This window comes from Pseudobutyrivibrio sp. OR37, from assembly GCF_900113655.1.
Classification (GTDB): domain Bacteria; phylum Bacillota; class Clostridia; order Lachnospirales; family Lachnospiraceae; genus Pseudobutyrivibrio.
On sequence record NZ_FOQF01000016.1, the window covers coordinates 60707 to 82038 of the forward strand.

Consider the following 21332-nt stretch of genomic DNA (forward strand, 5'->3'; position numbering starts at 1 on the left):
AAAAAGCCCGCAAGAACCTTTATTTATTCACAAAATGTGCAGGATTTCATGATACAATGTTTGATAACATAAGGATAATGGAGTTTTGCAATGTATGGTAATTAGAAAAAGATTAATTAGCCTGCTTTTGATGGGGGCGCTGGCATTTACAGCCATAGATACCACCGCGATTGCAGCAGGCATTGATGAAAATAATATAGATGCAACTGAATTCAGTGATACTACCGATGATGAAGGTAGTATCATTGATTCTGATGCAAATTCTGTTCCTGAGAATCAGTCTGAGTCTCAGGATGAAAACAATTCAAAGGAAACCACATCCGAAGAATCAAATCAGTCGGATGAAACCCAAAATCAGGAAGAATTAAATACTGATAAAACAGATGAAAGCAACGGGACAGAGGATGTTGATACTGTCGCAGAAGAGCTTGAGGAAGATGAACTAGTAGAGGATGAGCTTTTAGAAGTTGCCACAGAAGAGGATGAGGAGGAAGAGATTGTCCAGTTCAAGGAGCTTGATAAAATCACCACTCATTACAAGCTGGCGTTGGAAAGTTTGAAGGAACAATTCCCAAAGAAGATTATCGCATATACGAATCAGGATAATGAAATCGAAATCCGTATATACGAATGGACACCGATAGATGATTATGACGAATATTTGGGCGACTACACCTTTGAACCAGTGGTAGACACTGATTACACCATTGCCGAGGATGTAGAAATTCCAACACTTTACGTCCATGTAGAGGATGAATCAGATGGTCCAACAGGCTTGATATCTACACCGGCAGACTACGAGATTCCTATTTATAATGATGGCATATCTACAAGCATGCTTTTAAGGTCGTCAAGCACTGATAGTAGCTACAATGGCTACGAGGCAGGGTACTTGCCCGAGATTCGAAGCCAGGGTTCTGAGGGCGCATGCTGGGCATTTGCGGCCATTGGTGCGGTGGAAACAGATTTGATTAAAAACAGTGGCGAATCTTCTAGCATCGATTTGTCCGAGCTTCAGCTTGCTTATTTTACTGCTCACAAATACACGGACCCAAAGGGCTGCCACGACAGTGATGAATACGAATATTTAGGCACGAATTATCTTAGCAATGGTGGTACTGCCACTATGGCAAATCAGGCGTTCGCTAATAAGGTAGGCCCTGTGCGGGAGGTGTACGTACCTTATTCCAAGGGCAGCGGCTATGTGCCAGCGGAAGAATATGCTCTTGGTCATGATTATGCCCAGGTTCAAAATATCTACGAAATCAATATAGAGGATAGGGCGCAGGTAAAGAAGGCTATCTTGGAGCATGGTTCCGTTAGCACATCATTCTATGCATCAGATGACGATGCCTATAGTTCTACCTACAATTCCTACTACACTAGTATCGAGGACCAGAACCATGCCGTAATGCTTGTTGGCTGGGATGATAATTTCTCTCGCGAGCATTTTAAAGATGGCAGCCAGCCACTTGGCAACGGTGCTTGGCTTGTGCGTAATAGCTGGGATTTGGAAGATTATGGAAAAAATGGATATTTCTGGATTTCCTACTATGATAAGTCCCTTATAGATGGCGGAGAGGCTATCGCCTACACGGCTTCAAAAACTATGTACGATAATGTGTACTCCTACGCATCATCAGAGTACACTGGAGCTTTGCGTAGCCAAAGTAAAGGGGGCAGCCTGACTGCAAAGGTGGAGTACGACGGAAAGATTGCAGCTGGCGAACGCATCGAGGCTGTTGGTGTGCAGGTGCTAAACACAAATGCCGACATACAGGTTACCGTTTCTGATGGAACCAATAGCGCTACGGGAACCTATCATAATATGTTTTACGGCTATTACACCATCCCTCTGGACACACCGCTAGAGGTGACCGAGCCTGATAAGAAAATCACTCTGACCTATAAGATTAAAGCTTCAGATAGTGAGTGCCCAGCTATTGCATTCGATAGTTTGGCTCACAACAATCTGGGTAATATTTATCATACAGTTAAAAATGATGCGGGCTTTTCTATTGGAAATAATAAATATGACCAGGATGCCAAGGTTAAGCTTTACACAAATAACACTGGCAATATCACACCAACAGGCGATTTTGCCACATCTACACCTACCATCTACGACCATGCCGGAACCACTCATCAGATAGAGGCCACCTTCGGTGGTGCACCTGTAAATACAGCTGATATTACCTGGTCTGTTGTAAACGATAATATCGCAACAGTAGATACAAATGGCCTTGTCAAAATCAAAAAGGCTAAGGGCAGCACTGTGGTATTTGGCGATTACACAGTGGGCGGAAAGACCTATAGAATTACCGTAACTGTGACGGTAAAGCATTATAACATCACCTATGTGACTGCGGAAGACGAGAGCTATCGCAAGCTTTATTCCACCTATTATCCTGGGGTGTCAAATTACTGCAAGCTACCAGGTAAAGATGATGCAAGCAAGTCAAGTAAGGAAGGCTATTATTTAAAAGGTTGGAAAAATGGACCAGGGGATGGTGCTAAAGAGGTGTATGAGTCTGATTTAAGAAATAATCTTATGAAAGACCTAACCTTGTATCCAATCTGGAGTCCGTATAGCGTTCCTGTGCGTTACTATGAGCCAGATGGCATGGGCGGATATTCTAGCTCCACTAGATTGATAAAGAACATCAATATAACCAACATCCCATATGCCTTGCCTACTGCAAGTGCGATTGCCGAAAATCCGCTTCCATACACACCGGTGAATAAGGTGTTCTATGGATGGTCAACAGACGAAGCTGGAAACAAGATTGTAACCACCATCACTAAAGATGATATATTGGCCGAAAAGAATATATACACTGGCAAATATACATTTAAGGATAGAATAGTATTTTACCCACAGTTCAAGGAGGCCGGCCAGTGGGTTTTGACCTACGATGCAAATGGTGGTACATCACCTGATGTGAAGAAGCTAGTCACGGAACAGGGCTATTATGGCACTCTTCCTACCCCAACAAGGGAAGGTTATGTATTTTTAGGTTGGCATTTAGGAAGTGAGGATGGTCAGCTGATTAACAGCGACTCTGTTGTTACAACCCATGCCGATCATACTGTTGTGGCAAAATGGGGGCAGCTCACCTACAAGATTACCAATAGCACTGATGATGCAGCTTTAGAAGACGCTGATGAAATAGTGTACAAGGGTCACGATATTCGTATATACGATATTAAGCTGATTATTGATGGCGTAACCTATGAGGAAATCATAAAGGATGCTTCAGGTAATGCTACCACAGAAAGAAACTTCTATACCACAATAACAGGTAACACTGGCGTGGGTACAGCCACTATTAATTTGAGGCTGACTGGAAGTAAGCTTTCGCCAAAATACGAAAATCATGAAATAATTAAAACAGTTATTGTCAAAAATGACGTTGAAAAGGTAGAAAACCCTCAAGGTAACAACGCCACTGCACTAGAATACGGAGACCTGGTGCGTCTCACAACAGGCACTCCAGGAGCAACTATCTACTACAAGGTCTTTACAGGTAGTACTACGGGAGATTTGCCTGATACAGAGGATGAAAAGGCAGCCTTTGAAAGTGCTGCCAATAGATACACTCCATTTAGAGCCAACTATGAAGGCGAATTCACTGTCCGCGCTCTTGCGGTTAAAACAATCGATAACAAGAAGACCTATTCGGAATGTGTAGACATTACCTTCACTGCAGTAGGCAACTGGGGCGATGTGAATGCAGATGATACAAGTGTTGATAAACCAGGAAATCTTCCAGAAGGCCTGTGGATATCCAAAGCCACACTTGCATCTATCACTGATGCCAAGACTCACACAGGCACTATATATTCAGGCTATGCCAAGACTCTGCCTACAGGCAAAAATCAGGCGGGCCAGAATTATTCTGCCGACTACCGTGTGTTCTTCAACAACAAGCTACTTACCTACGGCACAGATTATTCTATAAGCTACAAAAACAATGTTAACGCAGGTGATGATGCCAATATCATCGTAACTGGCAAGGGTAAATATGCCGGAAGCTATGTTCAGAAGTTCTCCATCACACCAAAGCCAGTTGATGATAGCATACTTACCATAACTGCAAGCAATGCAACAACAGTAGATGGCACATCATTTGCCATGACTGAAAATAATAAGGTGCAAAAGCCAAAGCTTGTGATATCTTACACAGAGGATCAATATGCATCCTTCAACGCCACCACCACAAAGTCAGTGGTAAAGAAGCTCACAGAGGGCAAGGATTTTACGGCAGATTATTCAAATATAAAAGCGGCTCCAACGGACAGTGGCTATAGCATCCCTATCACAATAAAGGGTAACTATAGCGGAACGGTTGCGGCCCGAAATCTTAAGATTATTCCAGCAAACCGCCGAATCACCAACGCAAGGGTGACTATCGATGCAAGGCAGGTTAAGCTGGATGGCACAGATAAAAAATCAGAGGTGATTACAACCGTGACCATGGGTGGCACTCCACTTACAGAGGGCCGTGACTATAACGTCACCTATACATACAACAGCAAGATTCCTGGCTACGCTCCAGGCGAGGGAGTGTATTCTGTTGGCAGCTACACTGCCACAATCACTGGAATGGGCACATACATGGGCACTATGAAAAAGAACTTTAGTGTTTCAGCCACAGCAGCCACAAAAATCACAGCCAAGTCCATAACTGCGACTACAGACAGACTAGACAATTCAGCCTATAAATTTGGCGAAACTATAGGTTTCAAGGTTACAGATGGCGAAAAGGAGCTACAGCCTGACAAGGATTATGTGGTATCAGGCGTGAACAGCCAAAAGGTAGGCAGCGCCAAGGCCACCATCTACGGCATCGGCGCCTACACCGGCAGCAGAACTGTGTCCTACAGGGTGGAAGGAACCATTATCACATCATCTGCTGTGGCTATGGACAAGGATAGCTTTACCTACACAGGCGCTGGCAGCACATCATCACCAAAGCTTACCATCACTCTGCCTGATCCAGCGGACAGCAGCAAGCAGGCTAAAACTGTGTCGGTAAATTATGGCGATACCACATTTACAGTGCCTGGCTATCCAGAGACTTACACCGTAACCTGGCCAAAGGATGCAGTAAATGTAGGTACCAAGACTGTCAAGATTAAGGGAACAAACGGCAATACCTCAAGCATCACCCTCACCTATAAGGTGACGAAGGCTGATATCGCAGACGCTGTTGTATATTTAGATGCTGCCAATACAGCCAGATTGAAGGTGAACGAGACAGATGAACTGCGGGAAATACCATATACAAATTCGGCGCCAGTGATTCATTTTGCTTTCGCAGGCATGGACTATTATTCTAACGCAGCCTTCGGCAAGGCAAACGCTACATTCAGCTTTAAGGGCGGATATAAATACGGAAATACGGTAACCGCCACAATCGCTGGCAAGAAGAATTTCTCAGGAAAAATCGTGGGCACCTATAAGGTTGGAAAAGCAAATATCGCCGATAATATAATCACTGTGGGAGATATTATCGCCGGCGGCAAATTCAAGGCGCCATCGGTAAAGATTGTATCATCTGCCACAGGCAAGACTCTTGCAGCAGGTACCACAAAGGATTATAAAGTCAGCTATCTATACAATGGAAATGGTGATGGACACAGCAGATATCAGGCGGTGAATACATCTGAAATGGTGAAAAGCGGTATGGAATATATTGCACATATTGAAGGCTCAGGAAATGGCTATTTTGGAGAGTCAGATGTAGTTTTCCGCGCTATTGATAAGGCCTTTGATATTTCCAAGGCCTCAGTTTCAATCAATAGAAGATTCATTTTTGATGGCAGGGAAACGCTGATTGAAAAGGACGATATCACCCTTGTTCTAAATAAAGAGGTGGTTGAAGCGGACGATTTTGAAATCGTAAGCACCACATTGCCAAGGAACAAGGCGGGCCAGCTTACCTCCGGAAATGGTAAGGTGCTCCTACACGGAATAGGCGAATACGCTGGCTATAAAGATGTGACTATTTCTATTGAAAAGGCACCGGTGGACTATGCCATTACCTTTAAGGCTGACAGGAGGGCCTTAGATGGCACATATCTGATAGTCTCTGGCAAGCCTGCTATACTTAGAAATAAGACAGGCAGGTTTAAGTTGCCTGCCCCAGGCTACACCGCCACCAGCACAAAAAAGGTAGGCGGCAAATATGTCACCACAAAATATGTGCTGGCTTACTACTATATCGAGGGCAATGATATGCAACATTTTTCAGCCCCAACAAAGCAGGGCTATACTACAATTGACCTGGCAGATTATGGATATAATATGAGCCAGCCACTCACAATCGTTGCCAAATTCAAAAAGGTGGAAAATTGAAATTGTATCCTGTGGGAAAAGCCAATAGATTTAGACATAAAAAAAGTGGATAAGGACGACTTATCCACTAAAGATTTAAGAAGCTCAGTAATTATCCACTTTAAAAAAAATGGTAGTTTAAAAGTATTTGGTGCTACTGTAAACTGTTAAAAATGGACAACCCCCGATTGATTTAAGTATAAATTATATGGAGTAATTTTGCAAACACAATAGATAGCAGATATGGCAATGTATTGAATATTGTTAAAAATATTGGTACAATAATCCTCGCCTGAGAATATTCGGGCGAGGAGGAAATGTAATGAAAAGGTTACTAAAAAACTTGGTGCCAAGGACTCTTAGCTTGGTGCTGATTTTTTGCTGTGCTTTCCCATCAACTGCTGTGGCAGCTGTTGTAGAAAATCAGCAAATGAACAATGAAGTTATCTCGGAGAACACCGAGAAACAAGTTGATTCTCAAGAAATTTCTAATGAAAATTCAAATGAAAATCCAACACAAAAAGAAACACCTGAAGAATTAGTTCAGGAGGAAGAACAGGATGCTTCTGAGATTATCGGTGATGAAACAGGCTTAGACGAAGAAGTTACTGATAATGAAGCTGATTCTGAAAAAGCTTCAGACGAAGAATCTGAAGAAGACAAGGAAGCAGTAGAGGATGATTTAGAGTGCGTTCCTCTCATAGAAGAGACATCAGATTTAGAGCCTGAGGAATTGCAAATCATAGAAAATATCAATCCTCAGAAGCTACTTAATGCCTCTACTGAAACTGTGTCAGGAATAATAAAAGGCACAAATATAAAATGGGAGCTTTCAAATGGAACTCTGACTATCACAGGAAAAGGCGCAATCCCTGGAATTAACATTTCAAACGGGACAAGCCTGCCACCATGGTTTTCAGAATCTGAAACCCGTTACTTCATCCCTAGTATTAGCAGGCTTGTAATAGGTGAGGGAATAACATCCATTGGAAAATATGTTTTCTTAGGAATATCTCCTGATGAGGTGAAGCTACCATCTACATTGAGAACCATTAATGGATGGGCATTTTACGATAGCACAATCGATAGTATAGATTTTCCAAATGGTTTGACAACGATTGGTGAAAGAGCATTTTACAAGGCTACTATTAAATCCAGATTAGTATTTCCAAAGACTCTTACATCCATCGGTAAGTATGCTTTTTCTGAAGTTGAATATATGAGAACTGTAGAATTTACAGGAAATATGCCTGCTATGGCTGATTGTGCTTTTGCAAGAGAAGATATTATTGCTTATTATCCAGCAGATAATAAAACATATTCCGAGGCAAAGCGTAAAGCAGTGGAAAACAGATTTCATTCTGTTACATGGAAGCCGGTAGCTGGTGGCAAGACCGGTACATCTGTTACTCAGGGCACTTGTGGAAACGGTGTAAATTGGAAAGTTTCTGGAAGCACACTTACTATTTCCGGAAAAGGCAGAATGTATGACTACAGCATGGATAATAAAGCGCCATGGTACGAGTACGGTGATGCCCTAAGAAATATTGATATACAAGAGGGCGTAACATATATTGGCGCAATGTCATTTGTAGGTACAAAGAATATTAATCTTAAGCTTGCAACATCAGTCAAAGAAATTGGTATAAGTGCATTTTATAGGGTTGAAAATTTATCTATAAGTCCAACCACATTCAGTGGTGTGGAGAAGTTTGATAAAAATGCATTTTATTATACATATTTCCAGATAAATAAATTGGCAAATGACGGTACATTAATTGATTTATCAAGCGCTAAAACTATAGATGATTACGCATTTTACAGTGTATTCGCAAATAACCAGGGAACACTTAAGCTAGGTAAGAATGTCACACGAATAGGTAATTATGCTTTTTATTCTGAAAGTCCTAATTCAAAATTAAACATGTTTGGTGGAGAGTTTAAATTACCTGAGGGAATACAGTATATCGGCGATTATGCTTTTGCAAACAATGGTAACTATAATGGAAATCTGAAAATACCAAACAGTGTGAAGGTTATCAACGAAGGGGCATTTTCTGGTTGTCTAAAAGTTACCTCTATCGATGTAGGCGATGGTGTTACTACCATATATCCAAATGCGTTTTATGGCCTTTCAAATCTCACTAAAATTCGATTTGGAAAAAATGTCAAAAATATTGGTTCCAAAGTACTTAGCTACTCAACAAAGCAGGTTGATTTCTACGGTTCATATCCAGTATTTGACAGTCAGTGGTTTTATGGAAGTCACATAAATGCAGATATGAGTGTGAGGGTATATTCAAAGGATCCTAGTTGGAATAATATTACAAAAGATGATTTATTTTTAAACGCTGGAAAGAATATTGATTTCATAAAAGACGGTAATGAAATAACTATCATTGTCGATTTGTCAAATTGTAAGGATTATAGTCCACAGAATATAAAGACTGTTTACCATATAAATAAAGGGGATACCTTTAATCCTCCATTTTTATACATGAAAACAGCTAATACTGATACGCTGAAATCTGTAAGCTATTGGTCAACAGATATAGCGGGAACAAAGGTGTTTTCTGCTACCAAGCCTGTTTTGGCTAGCGTGACTATTTACCCTCAATTTAAGGACAAGCTTAGTAAAAGCGAGAGGGGAGATTTGTTTTCTGATGAGATATTGGATATGGGATTCTCCTCTGAAGCAGATATTCCTAAAGGATTGTGGGTATATGATAAAAAAAGTAGTATAAATAATTCAGCAGCAGAAGTACAAAATAGATACTATTACACTGGCTCGGCAGTAAAGCTAAATAAATATATCAAAGTTTATCATCATACAACTTTGCTTGTGGCTGGAAAAGATTATACTATCAAATACAAAAATAACGTAAATGCTGGAACTGCCACCGCTATTATTACAGGAAAAGGCGATTTCAAAGGTACCTATAATTATGATTTCAAGATAGAACCACTCAATTTGAGTAAGGCTACCTTTGGTAAATTCAAAATACTGTACAACAAAGAGGAAGTAACAAAAATTACTCAAGCCTACAATGGAAAGGTTCAGAAACCAAAGGTTTCAGTTGCGTTTGTAAGTGAAAAGGATGATTCAGTAATCACTCTCAAAGAGGGCAGAGATTATACCATTACTTTCCCAGGTACAGATAAAAAGGTTGATGGTAATAACTATAACGAAGAAGCATTCAAGGAAGCAGGTAAATATAAAGCAGTAATAACAGGTAAGAACAATGTGGAAGGAACTCTTAATTACACAGTAGAGATTACTAATAAGATTCCACTATCAAAATGTACATCCTTAGCTCCTGCTACAGTAGATTTCGTTAATAATCAAGAAAATGCAGCTTTATTACAATACGAGGACCTTAAATATAACAATAGGTTATTAAAGAAATATGTGGACTATTCTGTTCAGCAAAAATGGTCAGAGGATGGTAAGGTATTAACCCTTACATACAAAGCACTTGCTGCTTCGCAGTTCTTTGGCTCCTTCCAAAAAAAGGTAAATGTAAAAGGCTATCCATTTTCTAAGGTGTATGTGCTAGCCCCTACGCCAGAACAGATAAAGTCAAAAAAATATAGTAGAAATGTATATGAATACTCAAGCTTTTTTAAGGTCTATCCTAGTGAGGAAGCTTATAAGTACGGATATGGAAAACTAAAAGAGGGAAATCTGTATGATTATATGCTTAAAAATGACGTTGAGTTTAATCATATAAAAGGTACAGCGACCTTCACACTTATCCCAAGTAATGGTGTTGAAGGCGACTACATGTTTAACGGAATTAAAAAAGTAACAGTCAAATTAAACAATCCAGATGTTGCTAATTCTTCGCAAGTATCTGTATCCATGGATGGATTCAACCCAGAGTTTGGAGAGTCAGATGTAAATGCAAAGCTTAAGGTTACCGTAGATGGAAAGCTTATGAAGGGTGCAGAGATAAATCCTGCAAACAGCGATAAATGGGCTAAAGGCAATAATAAGAAAATACATTCTGGAGAATATCCAGGAATATATTACGATGATTTTGATTATTATTTCTGTAAAGAATTTGATAAGGCAAACAGAAAGATTAAGATCACAATCATTGGAAATTTAGGCCACATGCAGGGTAAAAAGATTTTTACATACTCTTATGGTAAGTACGATATTGCAAAAGACTACGAAGTGAAAGCAGCTAATGAGCAAGATACTTTTGCAAAACCAGTCAGAGTTACTATTAAAAGTAATAGCCCTGGAATTTACACTCCAAATGGTAGTACATTTGGCGTGCAAAGTATAAGGACTTATGATAAAGCAAGTAAAAAACAGCGAGTTTTAAATCCTTCTACCGATTATTCTGTAAGTTACAGTGAGAATTTTAAAACAGGCAACGGTCGTGCGACTATCACTGGTAAGGGGTTGTATACAGGTAAAATTGTTTATGATTATAAATTAGTTAAACGTGACGTTAATGCATCCCCATTGACTTCTGATACAATTACCAATATAGTTGCTAATCCAAAAGGCGGATTTATAGCGCCAGAAGCACTGCTATATGTGGGAAATAGTCGCTTGGTATCAGGCAGGGATTACGACAAGAAGTTTGTATATAATTACTACAACAATAATAAAGTAGGTGCGGTGGTCGGAGCAAATGACAAATTGGAGGCCGGCACCAAGATAATGGTAACTGTTAACATGAAGGGGAATTACACAGGCTCCATTAAGAAGGTAGTTACCGTTGCAGACAAAAACATAGGAAAAGCTAAACAGGACAAAATTACATTAGAAATCAATCCTAAGACCAGAAATAGGAGTAGTGAAAAAATGCTCACCGCCAATGACATAAAGCTTAAATACAATGGTGAGCCAGTCCCAGCTAATGCTTATAAGATATTAAATTATACATATAAAAATAATATAAAGCGCGGTACCGCTTCAGTAATGATAATAGGCGATGGCCAATATGGCGGCTACTACACTGTAAATTACACCTTAACTGCTAAGGATATATCTAAATAGAATAGTATATTTACAAAGGTCGAGTTACCTGGTGAAATCCAGATGACTCGGCCTTTTTTCGAGTAAAATAGGCGTTCACAGAAAAATACATAAAATTTCACACATGTTAAAAGTCTGTGAAACTATCGGAAAATCTATTGTATTTTTATTATTGTCAGAATACAATCGGTTTACAGGCGATTAGAGACGACAATTCTCTAACTTTATCCAGGCTATGGCGATATGCCTGGGTGTACGAAAATTTAATACCCCATTGCAGGAGGCGAACCTGCGGTGGAAAACTCGATATTAATTTTTGGGCGAATTAGAGAATTAGATCTCTAAAAAAATTAATGGAGGTAGACTTATGCATATTAAGAGATTACTTAGTGGATCTCTGGCTGTAATGATGGTTGCCACGTCTTTTAACGTGCCTATCAACGCAAAAGCAGCAGAGATACCCGACGTGGAACCAGAGGCAGGTCTTGAAGAAAATCAAGAGTTGCCTAGTTCTGATGCGGAAATTTCCCTCGACGATGAAACCAACGTCGTAGTGGAAGAAGCCGCAGAAGAGCCTGAGGTCGTTGCACCTGAGGCCGAAGAGACTCCATCCGAGGAGCCAACCGAGGAGCTTGTGGTCGAGGAGGAGACTGCAGCGCAGGATGTGGTTGGGGAAACACCAACGGCAATCACTGTTACAGTATCATTTGCTGATGGTGTAGAAGGTGAGGATATTGCTGTTCCAGCTGCAACAACAATTACTGCAGAAGTTGCTGAAGCCACAGCATCTAAAACATTGAATTTATCTACAATAACAACCAATAACCCACCAGTAAGAGAAGGATATACATTTGCAGGATGGAAGGTTGGCGAAACAGAAACAGTCTTGGCTGCTGGTGGAACTTATGAATATACGAAAACAGAGGTTGGTGAGGAAACTGCAGCAACAGACAGTGTTACACTCACAGCTCAGTGGAAAGTTGATATTTCTAAGTTAGATATTGAGTTAAATGGAGCAGCATTAACATTTGATAATACTGATCAGATAGCTGGTGTAACTATTAAGAGTGCGAAACTAAATGGTGTCGCTCTTGGTGAGGCAGAACTTAATAAGTTGCAACTTGAATTCTTTTCTGATGAAGCATGTGAAACTCAGGCATCAGAACTTATAAACAAAGGTGATTATTTTGTTAAGGTAAGTTCTACAGATGCTGGTTATACGGGATTTAAAAAGATTAAGGTCACAATCTCGGCTAAGGAATTAACAGCTGAGGATGTTGTTTTATCAGTCACAGGAGAAGATGCTGGTACTGAGGCTACTGGATTTAATCTATTCTATGCCACAGCCGAAGATGTAGCATCTGATTCAGAAAAGGTTGAAGGTGTTACACCTAAGCAAATCAAGCCAACTGTAACAATCGCAGGTTTGACAGAAACAACAGACTTTGAAGTTACATACGGAGATAATAATTCTACATCAGGCGGTTCTGTAAAAATCACATTAAAAGATACAACTGCTGCAAAGAATTATTCAGCTTCAGAAACAGGCTTTACAGAGTCATTTAAGATTGTAGATGTTGATGAATCAAAAACTGCAAGTTATACTACAACAACTAAGGCTAAAGTATCAGCAACTGAATCAAAGCCAGGTGAAAAGACTGGATATGGTACAAAGTATCATAAGAAGTACACTAAGGTTATTCCTGCAATAGATAAGTCAGCATCTAAAATTAAGGGTGCACGTACTACTGCTAATATTTCAAGTCTAACCATAAATGGTGTGTTTGATACTGAGGACAATATAAAAGATACAGATATATATGAGTTAACTAAGGCTGCAAAAGAAGGAGATGCAACAAAGGTTGTTGTAACTGTTACATTCAAAGATGCATCAGCCTCTCCTGATTACGAAGGCTCATTTGTTATTGAGGATTCAATCATCGATGATGATGATAGCACATTTACCGAGCATGTTGACAAAGCTACATTCAACCATGGTGGCCGTGTATATTGGGCAAAGGCTAATGGTGAAGAGGCGACAAAAGGATCTACTAAAGTAACTATTGATGGTAAGGAAGTTACATTAGATGAAAAATACATCTATGATCTTCCACAGCTGAATAGTACAGTAACTGTTGGTACTAGAGATAGCGAAGGTACGTTTAGCACTAAGAGTACTTTTGACTACGATGGAAAAGCTGTTGAACCTGTAGTTCAGCTTTTAGATATGGCTAGTCCAACACCTAAGGAAGTTGCAGCAGAAAACTATACACTTTCATATGATAAGAATACAAAGCCAGGTACAGCTAAAGTAACAGTTACTATGACTGGTAAGTATTATGAAGGTAGTACTTCTGCAGAATTCACAATTGCTGAGCTGATTAAGGCTCCAGAAGCTCCTTATTATGTATTTGATGATAGTAGGGTATATGAGTTCATGGAGAAAAATGGTGGCTATGTAAGTTATGATACATTGCTTACTCTCAAGGCTCCTACAAATGGATCATCTATTATCTATACTATTTCGAAAAAAGATGGCTCTGTGGCAGCAGCTGCTATTCTAGATGGAGAAGGTGCACGTAATGATGGTGTAGGAACCACATATACCACACCAATAGAGCTTAAAGATGCTTGTGCTATATCAGATGTCATCACAATCAATGCTGTAGCAGTAAAGGATGGAAAGTATTCAACAGAGAGGACTTTCACATTTAATATGCTTCCAGCAGCTGCTGATTGGGGCGATGTAATACCGGATTATGATTTTGATACAGACTCTAGTTCAAAGACAGCTGTAAATCTTCCTGATGGACTTTGGATTTCAAAAGCTTCATTAGACTTCATTGGTGATAAGACAACACATTATGAATCTAATAATGTTTATGATGGTAATGCAAAGGTTATGACCGGCCCAGTAAGAATCTTCTACAACAACAAGCTTCTTACTGAAGGCACAGATTTTTCTATAGCATACAAGAATAATGTAAAGGCATGGCTAAATAGTGATCCAGAACAGTATCCTATAGCAAAGGCACCTACAATTACTGTAACAGGTAAAGGTAGATATGCTGGTGGATTTACACAGACATTTGAAATCCAGCCACAGCCATTAGCATATGATTCAGATTATAATTTTAGTGATCCTGGTGACAGACAAATTTCTTCATCAATCCAAGTGGTTGCCGAGAATGGAAAGATTCAGAAGCCTAAGTATACAATCAAAGCTGTAATCAACGATATTAAGAAGGGATATCGAGTAGTTTCATTAAAGGAAAACACTGACTTTACAGTAGATTATTCTGCTATTGAAGCAACTCCAGGTATATATACTATCCCTATCACATTTAAGGGTAACTATTCGGGTTCAGATTTACAGAGCCTACAGGTTGTTGCGGCAGAGAAGTTCCTTAATAAGGCAAAGATTACTGTTGATACTTCACTTGTAAATATCGACGGAAATGACCAGACAAATAATGTAAAGCTTACAGTTAAGCTGGGCGATGTAGAACTTAAGGAAGGTGTAGACTATAACGCATCATACTATTATGAAACATTGCCATATCCATATATTACATCATATGCAGATAGAAATAAGGTTACGTCTGCTGGTAAGTATTCAGTAAGTATAGATCCTGTCTACAATAGAACTGACGGTGGGGTACAGTATGCTGGTTATAAATATTCAACCTTCACAGTTAAAGGTGGCAAGGCTGTATCCAACGCTAAGCTTGTAAGTGTTGAGTTTAACAAATCTGTTACATATTCAGATAGATTTAATACATTTGTACTAAAGGATGTAGAATTAAATAAGACTCTTACACAGGGCACTGATTATCAGATAGTTTATGCTAAGGCACCAGCAGTAGGTACAGTTAAGGCTACTATTTATGGTCTTGGTGCATACTCTGGAACAAAGGCAGTATCTTATACGGTAACAGGTACAAAGCTTACAGCAAAGGATAATCTCGTATTTACAAAGAAGAATTTTGAGTACACAGGTTCAGATATTGCATTTGATGAAGTGTCAACAGCTAATAATTTCAAGATTTTTGTAAAGAGTGATGATCCTTCAGTAGAAAATAAGGTCCTTGAAAAAGGTACTGATTATGAAATCGATGAACCTGGTAAAGATTATATTAATGTAGGAACTAAGTCATTTACAGTAAAGGGTAAAGGTGCATACACAGGCAGCTTCAAGGTTAGCTACAAGATTGATCCATTTGATATTACAGCTGACCAGGCTAAATATGCTGTTCCTACAGCAGCAGAACAAAATCCTACTAATACTAATAAGTTGAAATTTAGATATCAAGAAGGATTGAGTTGGTCTACAGATAAGGTGGTTGGTTATACTTTAACATCATTTACAAATGTAGGCATGGCACCAGAAATTCAATTTTACGGTAGTTATTATTCTTCATCTAATAAGTATTTTAAAGATAATTTTACAATTTCTTACTCAAAGAATAAGAACCCTGGTGACACAGTTACAGTTACTGTAAAGGGTAAGAAAAACTTTACGGGCACTGCAACAATGCAGTATGTTGTAGATGAGGCTGATATCAGTGACGCATCGCTTGTTTCAATCTTCGTACCAGACAAGCAGGTAGGCAAGTGGGCAGCTCCTAAGGTTACAATTAAGAATAAATTACAGAACAAGGCACTTGCAGAAGGTGCAAAGAAGGATTACACAGTAAGATATACATATGCTAAGCAGACTACAGTAGCTAATGGTAAGGAAAAAGATATTAAGCGTTACATTGGCGATGATGTAGTTAAGGGCGATGTTATTTCAACAGCTACACAGATTAAGGCTACATTTACAGGTGTTAACAGATATACTGGCACAGTAGAGAAGTATATCAACGTTGTAGCAAAGGCTAACGATATCGCAACAGGTACATTTAAGATTGCTAATAAGCAGTATAACGATGGCGATGTAACACTTGATACAGCAGATTTCACAACAGCTGAAATCAAATCTGGCAAGACAGTTACAAAGCTTACATATGGTACAGATTTCGTAATCGATAGCTATTCAAAGAATGATAAGGTCGGAACAGCAAGCGTAACATTACATGGTATTGGAAGCTATGCTGGTTACAAGACAGTTACATTCAAGATTACAGCTAAGAACATGAACTATAATGTTAAGTTTGTAGCAGCTCCTAAGGGGGATGATAATGTTGCTCTTACAGTTACAGGTGCAACAAAGGATGCTGCAAACAAGACAGTTAATTCAATCAAACTTCCTAAGAGTGGATTCAAGGCAGTAGATGCTCAGAAGAATGCATATATCTTTGCATACTGGAAGGATGATTTGGGTGGAAAGTGGTATCCAGGTGAAGCTTATAAAGCACAGATTGGTACAAGATTTATCGATCCAGGTGAATATGCTACACTTGAGGCACACTTTGTAAAGGCTAACAAGGATGCTAAGCTTAACATTACTTATAAGCCAGGTACCGCTGGAGCAGCATTGAGCGGCAAGGGTTATGAAGATAAGAAGCAGACCGTTGCACAAGGCTCAAGCGTAACACTTCTTGCAGACAATGCTTATAAGGTACCAGGCTATACATTAATAGGTTGGAAATTAGACAACACAACATCTTATTATCCAAAGGAAGTTCTTTACAATGCGGAAGCGACTGCTAAAGATATTACTCTTACAGCAGTGTGGTATAAGCACACATACTACATTAATTACATTGAGAATGGTGGAGAATTTGCAACAATTCCAACTGGATCATTTGCAGTAGATACAGCTGATATTACACTTCCAACAAATATTACCCGAGCAGGCTATACATTTGCAGGATGGAAGAATGCAAAGGGTAAGGTTGTTACAAAGATTGAGAAGGGCACAGTAGGTGACCAGAAGCTTACAGCACAGTGGACTGCTACAGAGAATGCATTTAAGGTTACATTTGCAAAGAATGCAACAGAAGTAGCACTTAATACAGGCTCTAAGCTCCCTGATGCAATTCAGTTTACACCAGGCAAGGCTGTTAAGATTCCTGCAGATAAACTTGTTGCAGCAAATGATCAGTTTACATTTGTAGGATGGTCAGATGAGGACAAGGCAGATACACCTAAGTATAAGCCAAATGCAAATGCTAAGTTTGAAGGAAATGTAACTCTTTATCCTGTATGGAAAGAGTCTGGTTACACAATTACTTATGTACCAAATGGTGGAAAACTTTCTGGAACATATGCTAAGACATTCACAAAGGCAACTTCATCAACTGTAACTCTTGCAACACCTACAATGTTAGGTAAGAAGTTTGATGGTTGGGAAGCAGTAGAGAATGTAAAGAATGGTGCAAAGGTAGAGCTTACAGGTACAGCTCCATCACAGAAGCTACCAGCTAATTTGACAAAGACTGTTAGATTAACAGCAAAGTGGGCTGCAGATGAAGCAAGTGTAAAAGTTACCTTTAATGCTAATGGTGGAGCAGGTACAGCTCCTGAGCAGCAAACTATTACAGCAGTAGGTGCAGCTCTTACAGCAAATGTATTTACAAAAGAAAATTATACATTTAAGGGTTGGGATACCGCTTCAGCTGGAACAACAGTTGTTTATAATGATGCACAGGTTGTAACAGCAGGAGAATTGGGAACAGATACACCACTTTATGCTGTATGGGAGGCAGACTCATACAAGATTAAGTACACAAGTGAAATCCCATTCAAGGCAACAGCAAGCCCAATTAGAAAGTACAGCTTTGGCTCAGAAGATTCATTGCCAACAGATGATGGAAATACATTTGTAGATCATACTGGTTATGAATTTGTTGGTTGGTATGAAGTAGAAAGTTCATCTGTTACTACAATACCTGAAGGTGCTACAAAGGTTGGTGTTCTTAAGAATACAGACAATAAGGACAGATTCTTTATAGCAAAATGGGATAAAACAGAGTATACAATTACACTTACACTTGATAGTGGAAGCTTATCTGAGGCAGATGCAACAGCATGGGCAAATAAGAAATATACAGTAGAAGACTCTGTAACACTTCCTACACCAACTAGAACAGGCTATACATTTGCAGGCTGGACAGGAACAGATTTAGAGAAAGCAACTACATCTGTAACTATTCCAGAGGGCTCTACAGGTAATAAGGAATATACAGCTACATGGACAGAGTGGGAAAAGACAGTTACATTTGATAAGAACACAACAGAGGCAACTGTTACAGCAGTACCAGAAGCAATTAAGGTTAAGTATTCAGATACTCCTAGTCTTGCTGGAAAAACACCTTCAGGCGAACCAGCAGGTAAAGAGTTTAAGGGTTGGTCTACTACTTCAGCAGGTGAAGTTATATCAGACCTAAGCGTACTTAAACCAAGTTCAGCTACAGATACAACAATAACTCTTTATGCAGTTTGGGGTACACCAACTACTCCAGAACCATAATCGAGTAATATCCATTACTCACACAATCAATTGACGCAACCGGGGCGGCTCGCCCGCCCTGATTGTATATGCATCTTAATATGCAAAAAACGAATGGCAAGGCATCCCCGCCTTGCCATTTGTTTTTGTAATCTCATTCATATCTTTTCAATCTCCCTGACGGGCTTCCTACACTAGCAATAACTTGCCAAAATTCACGCACCTACGTCCAGCGGGCTAAATATCTGTGACACAGACGTACCCCACTTGCTAGGTGTGTATTATCTCAACAACATGTATGTATAAGTGTCTTGCATCTACAGGAAAAAGGATAAATTATATTCTATTCCAAAAATCAACAAGTCAGAAAGATCAGGTCAAACCACAGAAACGCTGTTATTTACGTCTAGGTGAATATATAATCGCTGAATAGACGTAGTCCCTCAAAGTGATATGCCGCATGCCCGCTACAATTCCACCATATCTGCTCGACTCTGCACAAAACCACATCATCCCCGCACAAAACCGCTCAATCCAGCCTGAAATCACATTACTTCAGCGCAAAAAATTCATTCAACCTAATCAGAATAGGCATAGATACCGCTGTGGAGCTCTTCCTCTGTTCAGCTGTAAAATCAAAAAAAGTATATACAAGCTACAAAAATATCAATTCAAAACCTTTTTTAGGAGAAAATGGCATAGATTCCGCTATTAAAGTATATATAGTGTGAACTTGTTCATATATATACTATTTCAGTGCTTAAAATGCTCAAAATCAGCTCAAAAAAGTATATATACAACAATCTTCACACAACATATACCAAGTTCACCATTAACACTTCAAAATCATGCCATTTTTGGTATATATATATCAATCTTCACACGCCATATACCAAGTCCACCAATCATCCCAAATTAACTCCAACACAGTTAAGTGGATAGACAAAAAAGCAGGAAAAAACTTAACTTTAAACATCACGTAAGCCCAGTAAAATCAAGGCTTTCAGCTATCCAAAAATCCCTTGGTTATTCTCACCCGAACATCGCAAAATTAAGCTCATATTTCAGTAAAAACGAACATATCTTCTCGAAAATTTGTTTGTTATAATCCTAACATCAAAGGGTACAGGAGGTAATATTGTGAAAACCCTACAGGAGTTAACATTGCTGGACAAGTTTCTATTTGATGAAGTCGTGGAGGATCGGGAAACTTACGAGGCGCTACTTAGAATCATTTTAGGAGATGAGGAACTCAATCTTCTCACAGAAGCGGAGACAGAAAAGGAGTTTCGGACAGCCCCATGGCTGCGTTCCATCAGGGTGGATGTGTTCGCCATGGACGACGATTCCACAGTCTACAATACTGAAATGCAAAAGGAGTGGCGCGACGACCTAATTAAGCGTACAAGGTATTATCAGGCGCTAATTGATTCATCACTTTTAGCCCCAGGTGAAATCAATTTTAATACTATAAAGAACACTACAATCATCATGATTATGCCATTCGATCTGTTTGGAATGGGCAAATACATTTACACATTTGAGGAAGTCTGCAGGGAATGCCCTGAGCTTGCTTTGGGTGATGGCGCCAAGCGCATCTTTATCAACACACGAGGCTATAATACAGAGGATGTTTCACCAGAATTTGTTGCACTGATGAAATTCATTGAATATAATGAAGGTGAAGAGATTATTAATCAATCTTCACCGAATCTGGACAGGATAATGAATCGAGTTTCTCAGGTGAAGGCCAACGAGAAAGTGGGTGTGAAATATATGCAAAGATGGGAAGAGGAAGCAATCATTCGACATGAGGGCCGAGAAGAAGGCCGCGAAGAAGGGCGCCAGGAAGCCGCAGTTTCTAACATCAGGAACCTTATGAAAAACATGAAGCTTACAGCTGAGCAGGCAATGGAAGCTTTAGGAATTGATAAAAGTGAATTCAGTAAATACATGACAATGTTATAAATAGGCTATTAACAATGGCAGGGCAAAACGCCCTGCCATTGTTTATTTTACCCAAAGGCATCTCTTGCAGATGCCTTTTTCCATAGAATAGGCATAGCTACCGCTGTGGAGCATTTCCGCAGTTCACCTGTAAAATCAAAAAAAGTATATACAAGCTACAAAAATATCAATTTAAAATTATTACCGTTTTATCTTTTTACGAAAGAAAAAGAATTACCGCAAATTGAGCTAGATAGTGCACAGGCTGATGCTTTAATACAAGAGTATGAAGTCATGCTGACAAGGCTTGATAAATTGGTGGAAAAATAGAGTAAAGATTTTGTCAGTTGAATAAAGAAAAATAAAAATGAGAGTAACAACCTTTTGTTATAATAGTTTCACCACAAAACAAAAAACGAAAGGAGCTGTTACTCTCATGTCAATTGTAACACTATTAAACACTCTCGTAGAAGAGTTAAATTCAGCAGAGGAGAACTTTTTTAATAATCCAAAGGATTTTTATTCCTTGGAGACTTCAGTAAAGACATCAACTGAATCTTTTGCAGCTTCATTTCTTGGCTTACTCTTAAGTGAGATAAATTCCAAAATTGAAAATGATGGCTGGCGAAATGGCAAATATACAGTACAACGTC

4 protein-coding genes and 1 pseudogene are annotated in these 21332 nt (G+C 39.3%); all 5 read left to right on the forward strand.

Annotation, left to right across the window (positions count from 1 at the left end; genetic code table 11):
* Positions 1–94: 94 nt before the first annotated feature.
* Positions 95–6361 (forward strand): C1 family peptidase, encoded by a 6267-nt coding sequence (locus BM097_RS09075; protein ID WP_090548324.1) that lies wholly within the window; start codon positions 95–97, stop codon positions 6359–6361.
* A 301-nt stretch (positions 6362–6662) separates the two neighbouring features.
* A complete protein-coding gene (locus BM097_RS09080; protein WP_090548327.1) occupies positions 6663–11357 on the forward strand; it encodes a leucine-rich repeat domain-containing protein in 4695 nt (1564 codons plus the stop codon).
* Positions 11358–11703: 346 nt separating this feature from the next.
* Positions 11704–18753 carry an InlB B-repeat-containing protein gene (locus BM097_RS09085; RefSeq protein ID WP_090548329.1) on the forward strand — a complete coding sequence of 2350 codons (7050 nt, stop codon included), beginning with the start codon at positions 11704–11706 and terminating at the stop codon, positions 18751–18753.
* Positions 18754–19872: 1119 nt separating this feature from the next.
* Entirely contained in the window at positions 19873–20700 is an 828-nt protein-coding gene (locus BM097_RS09090; RefSeq protein WP_177197421.1) for an Rpn family recombination-promoting nuclease/putative transposase, read from the forward strand.
* A gap of 415 nt (positions 20701–21115) precedes the next feature.
* Positions 21116–21332, forward strand: a pseudogene (locus BM097_RS09095) (ISLre2 family transposase); the annotation flags it as partial.

Excerpts from the sequence above, each read along its gene's own strand:
- BM097_RS09075 (WP_090548324.1), top strand. The coding sequence starts at position 95 with ATGGTAATTAGAAAAAGATTAATTAGCCTGCTTTTGATGGGGGCGCTG.
- BM097_RS09080 (WP_090548327.1), top strand. The coding sequence starts at position 6,663 with ATGAAAAGGTTACTAAAAAACTTGGTGCCAAGGACTCTTAGCTTGGTG.
- BM097_RS09085 (WP_090548329.1), top strand. The coding sequence starts at position 11,704 with ATGCATATTAAGAGATTACTTAGTGGATCTCTGGCTGTAATGATGGTT.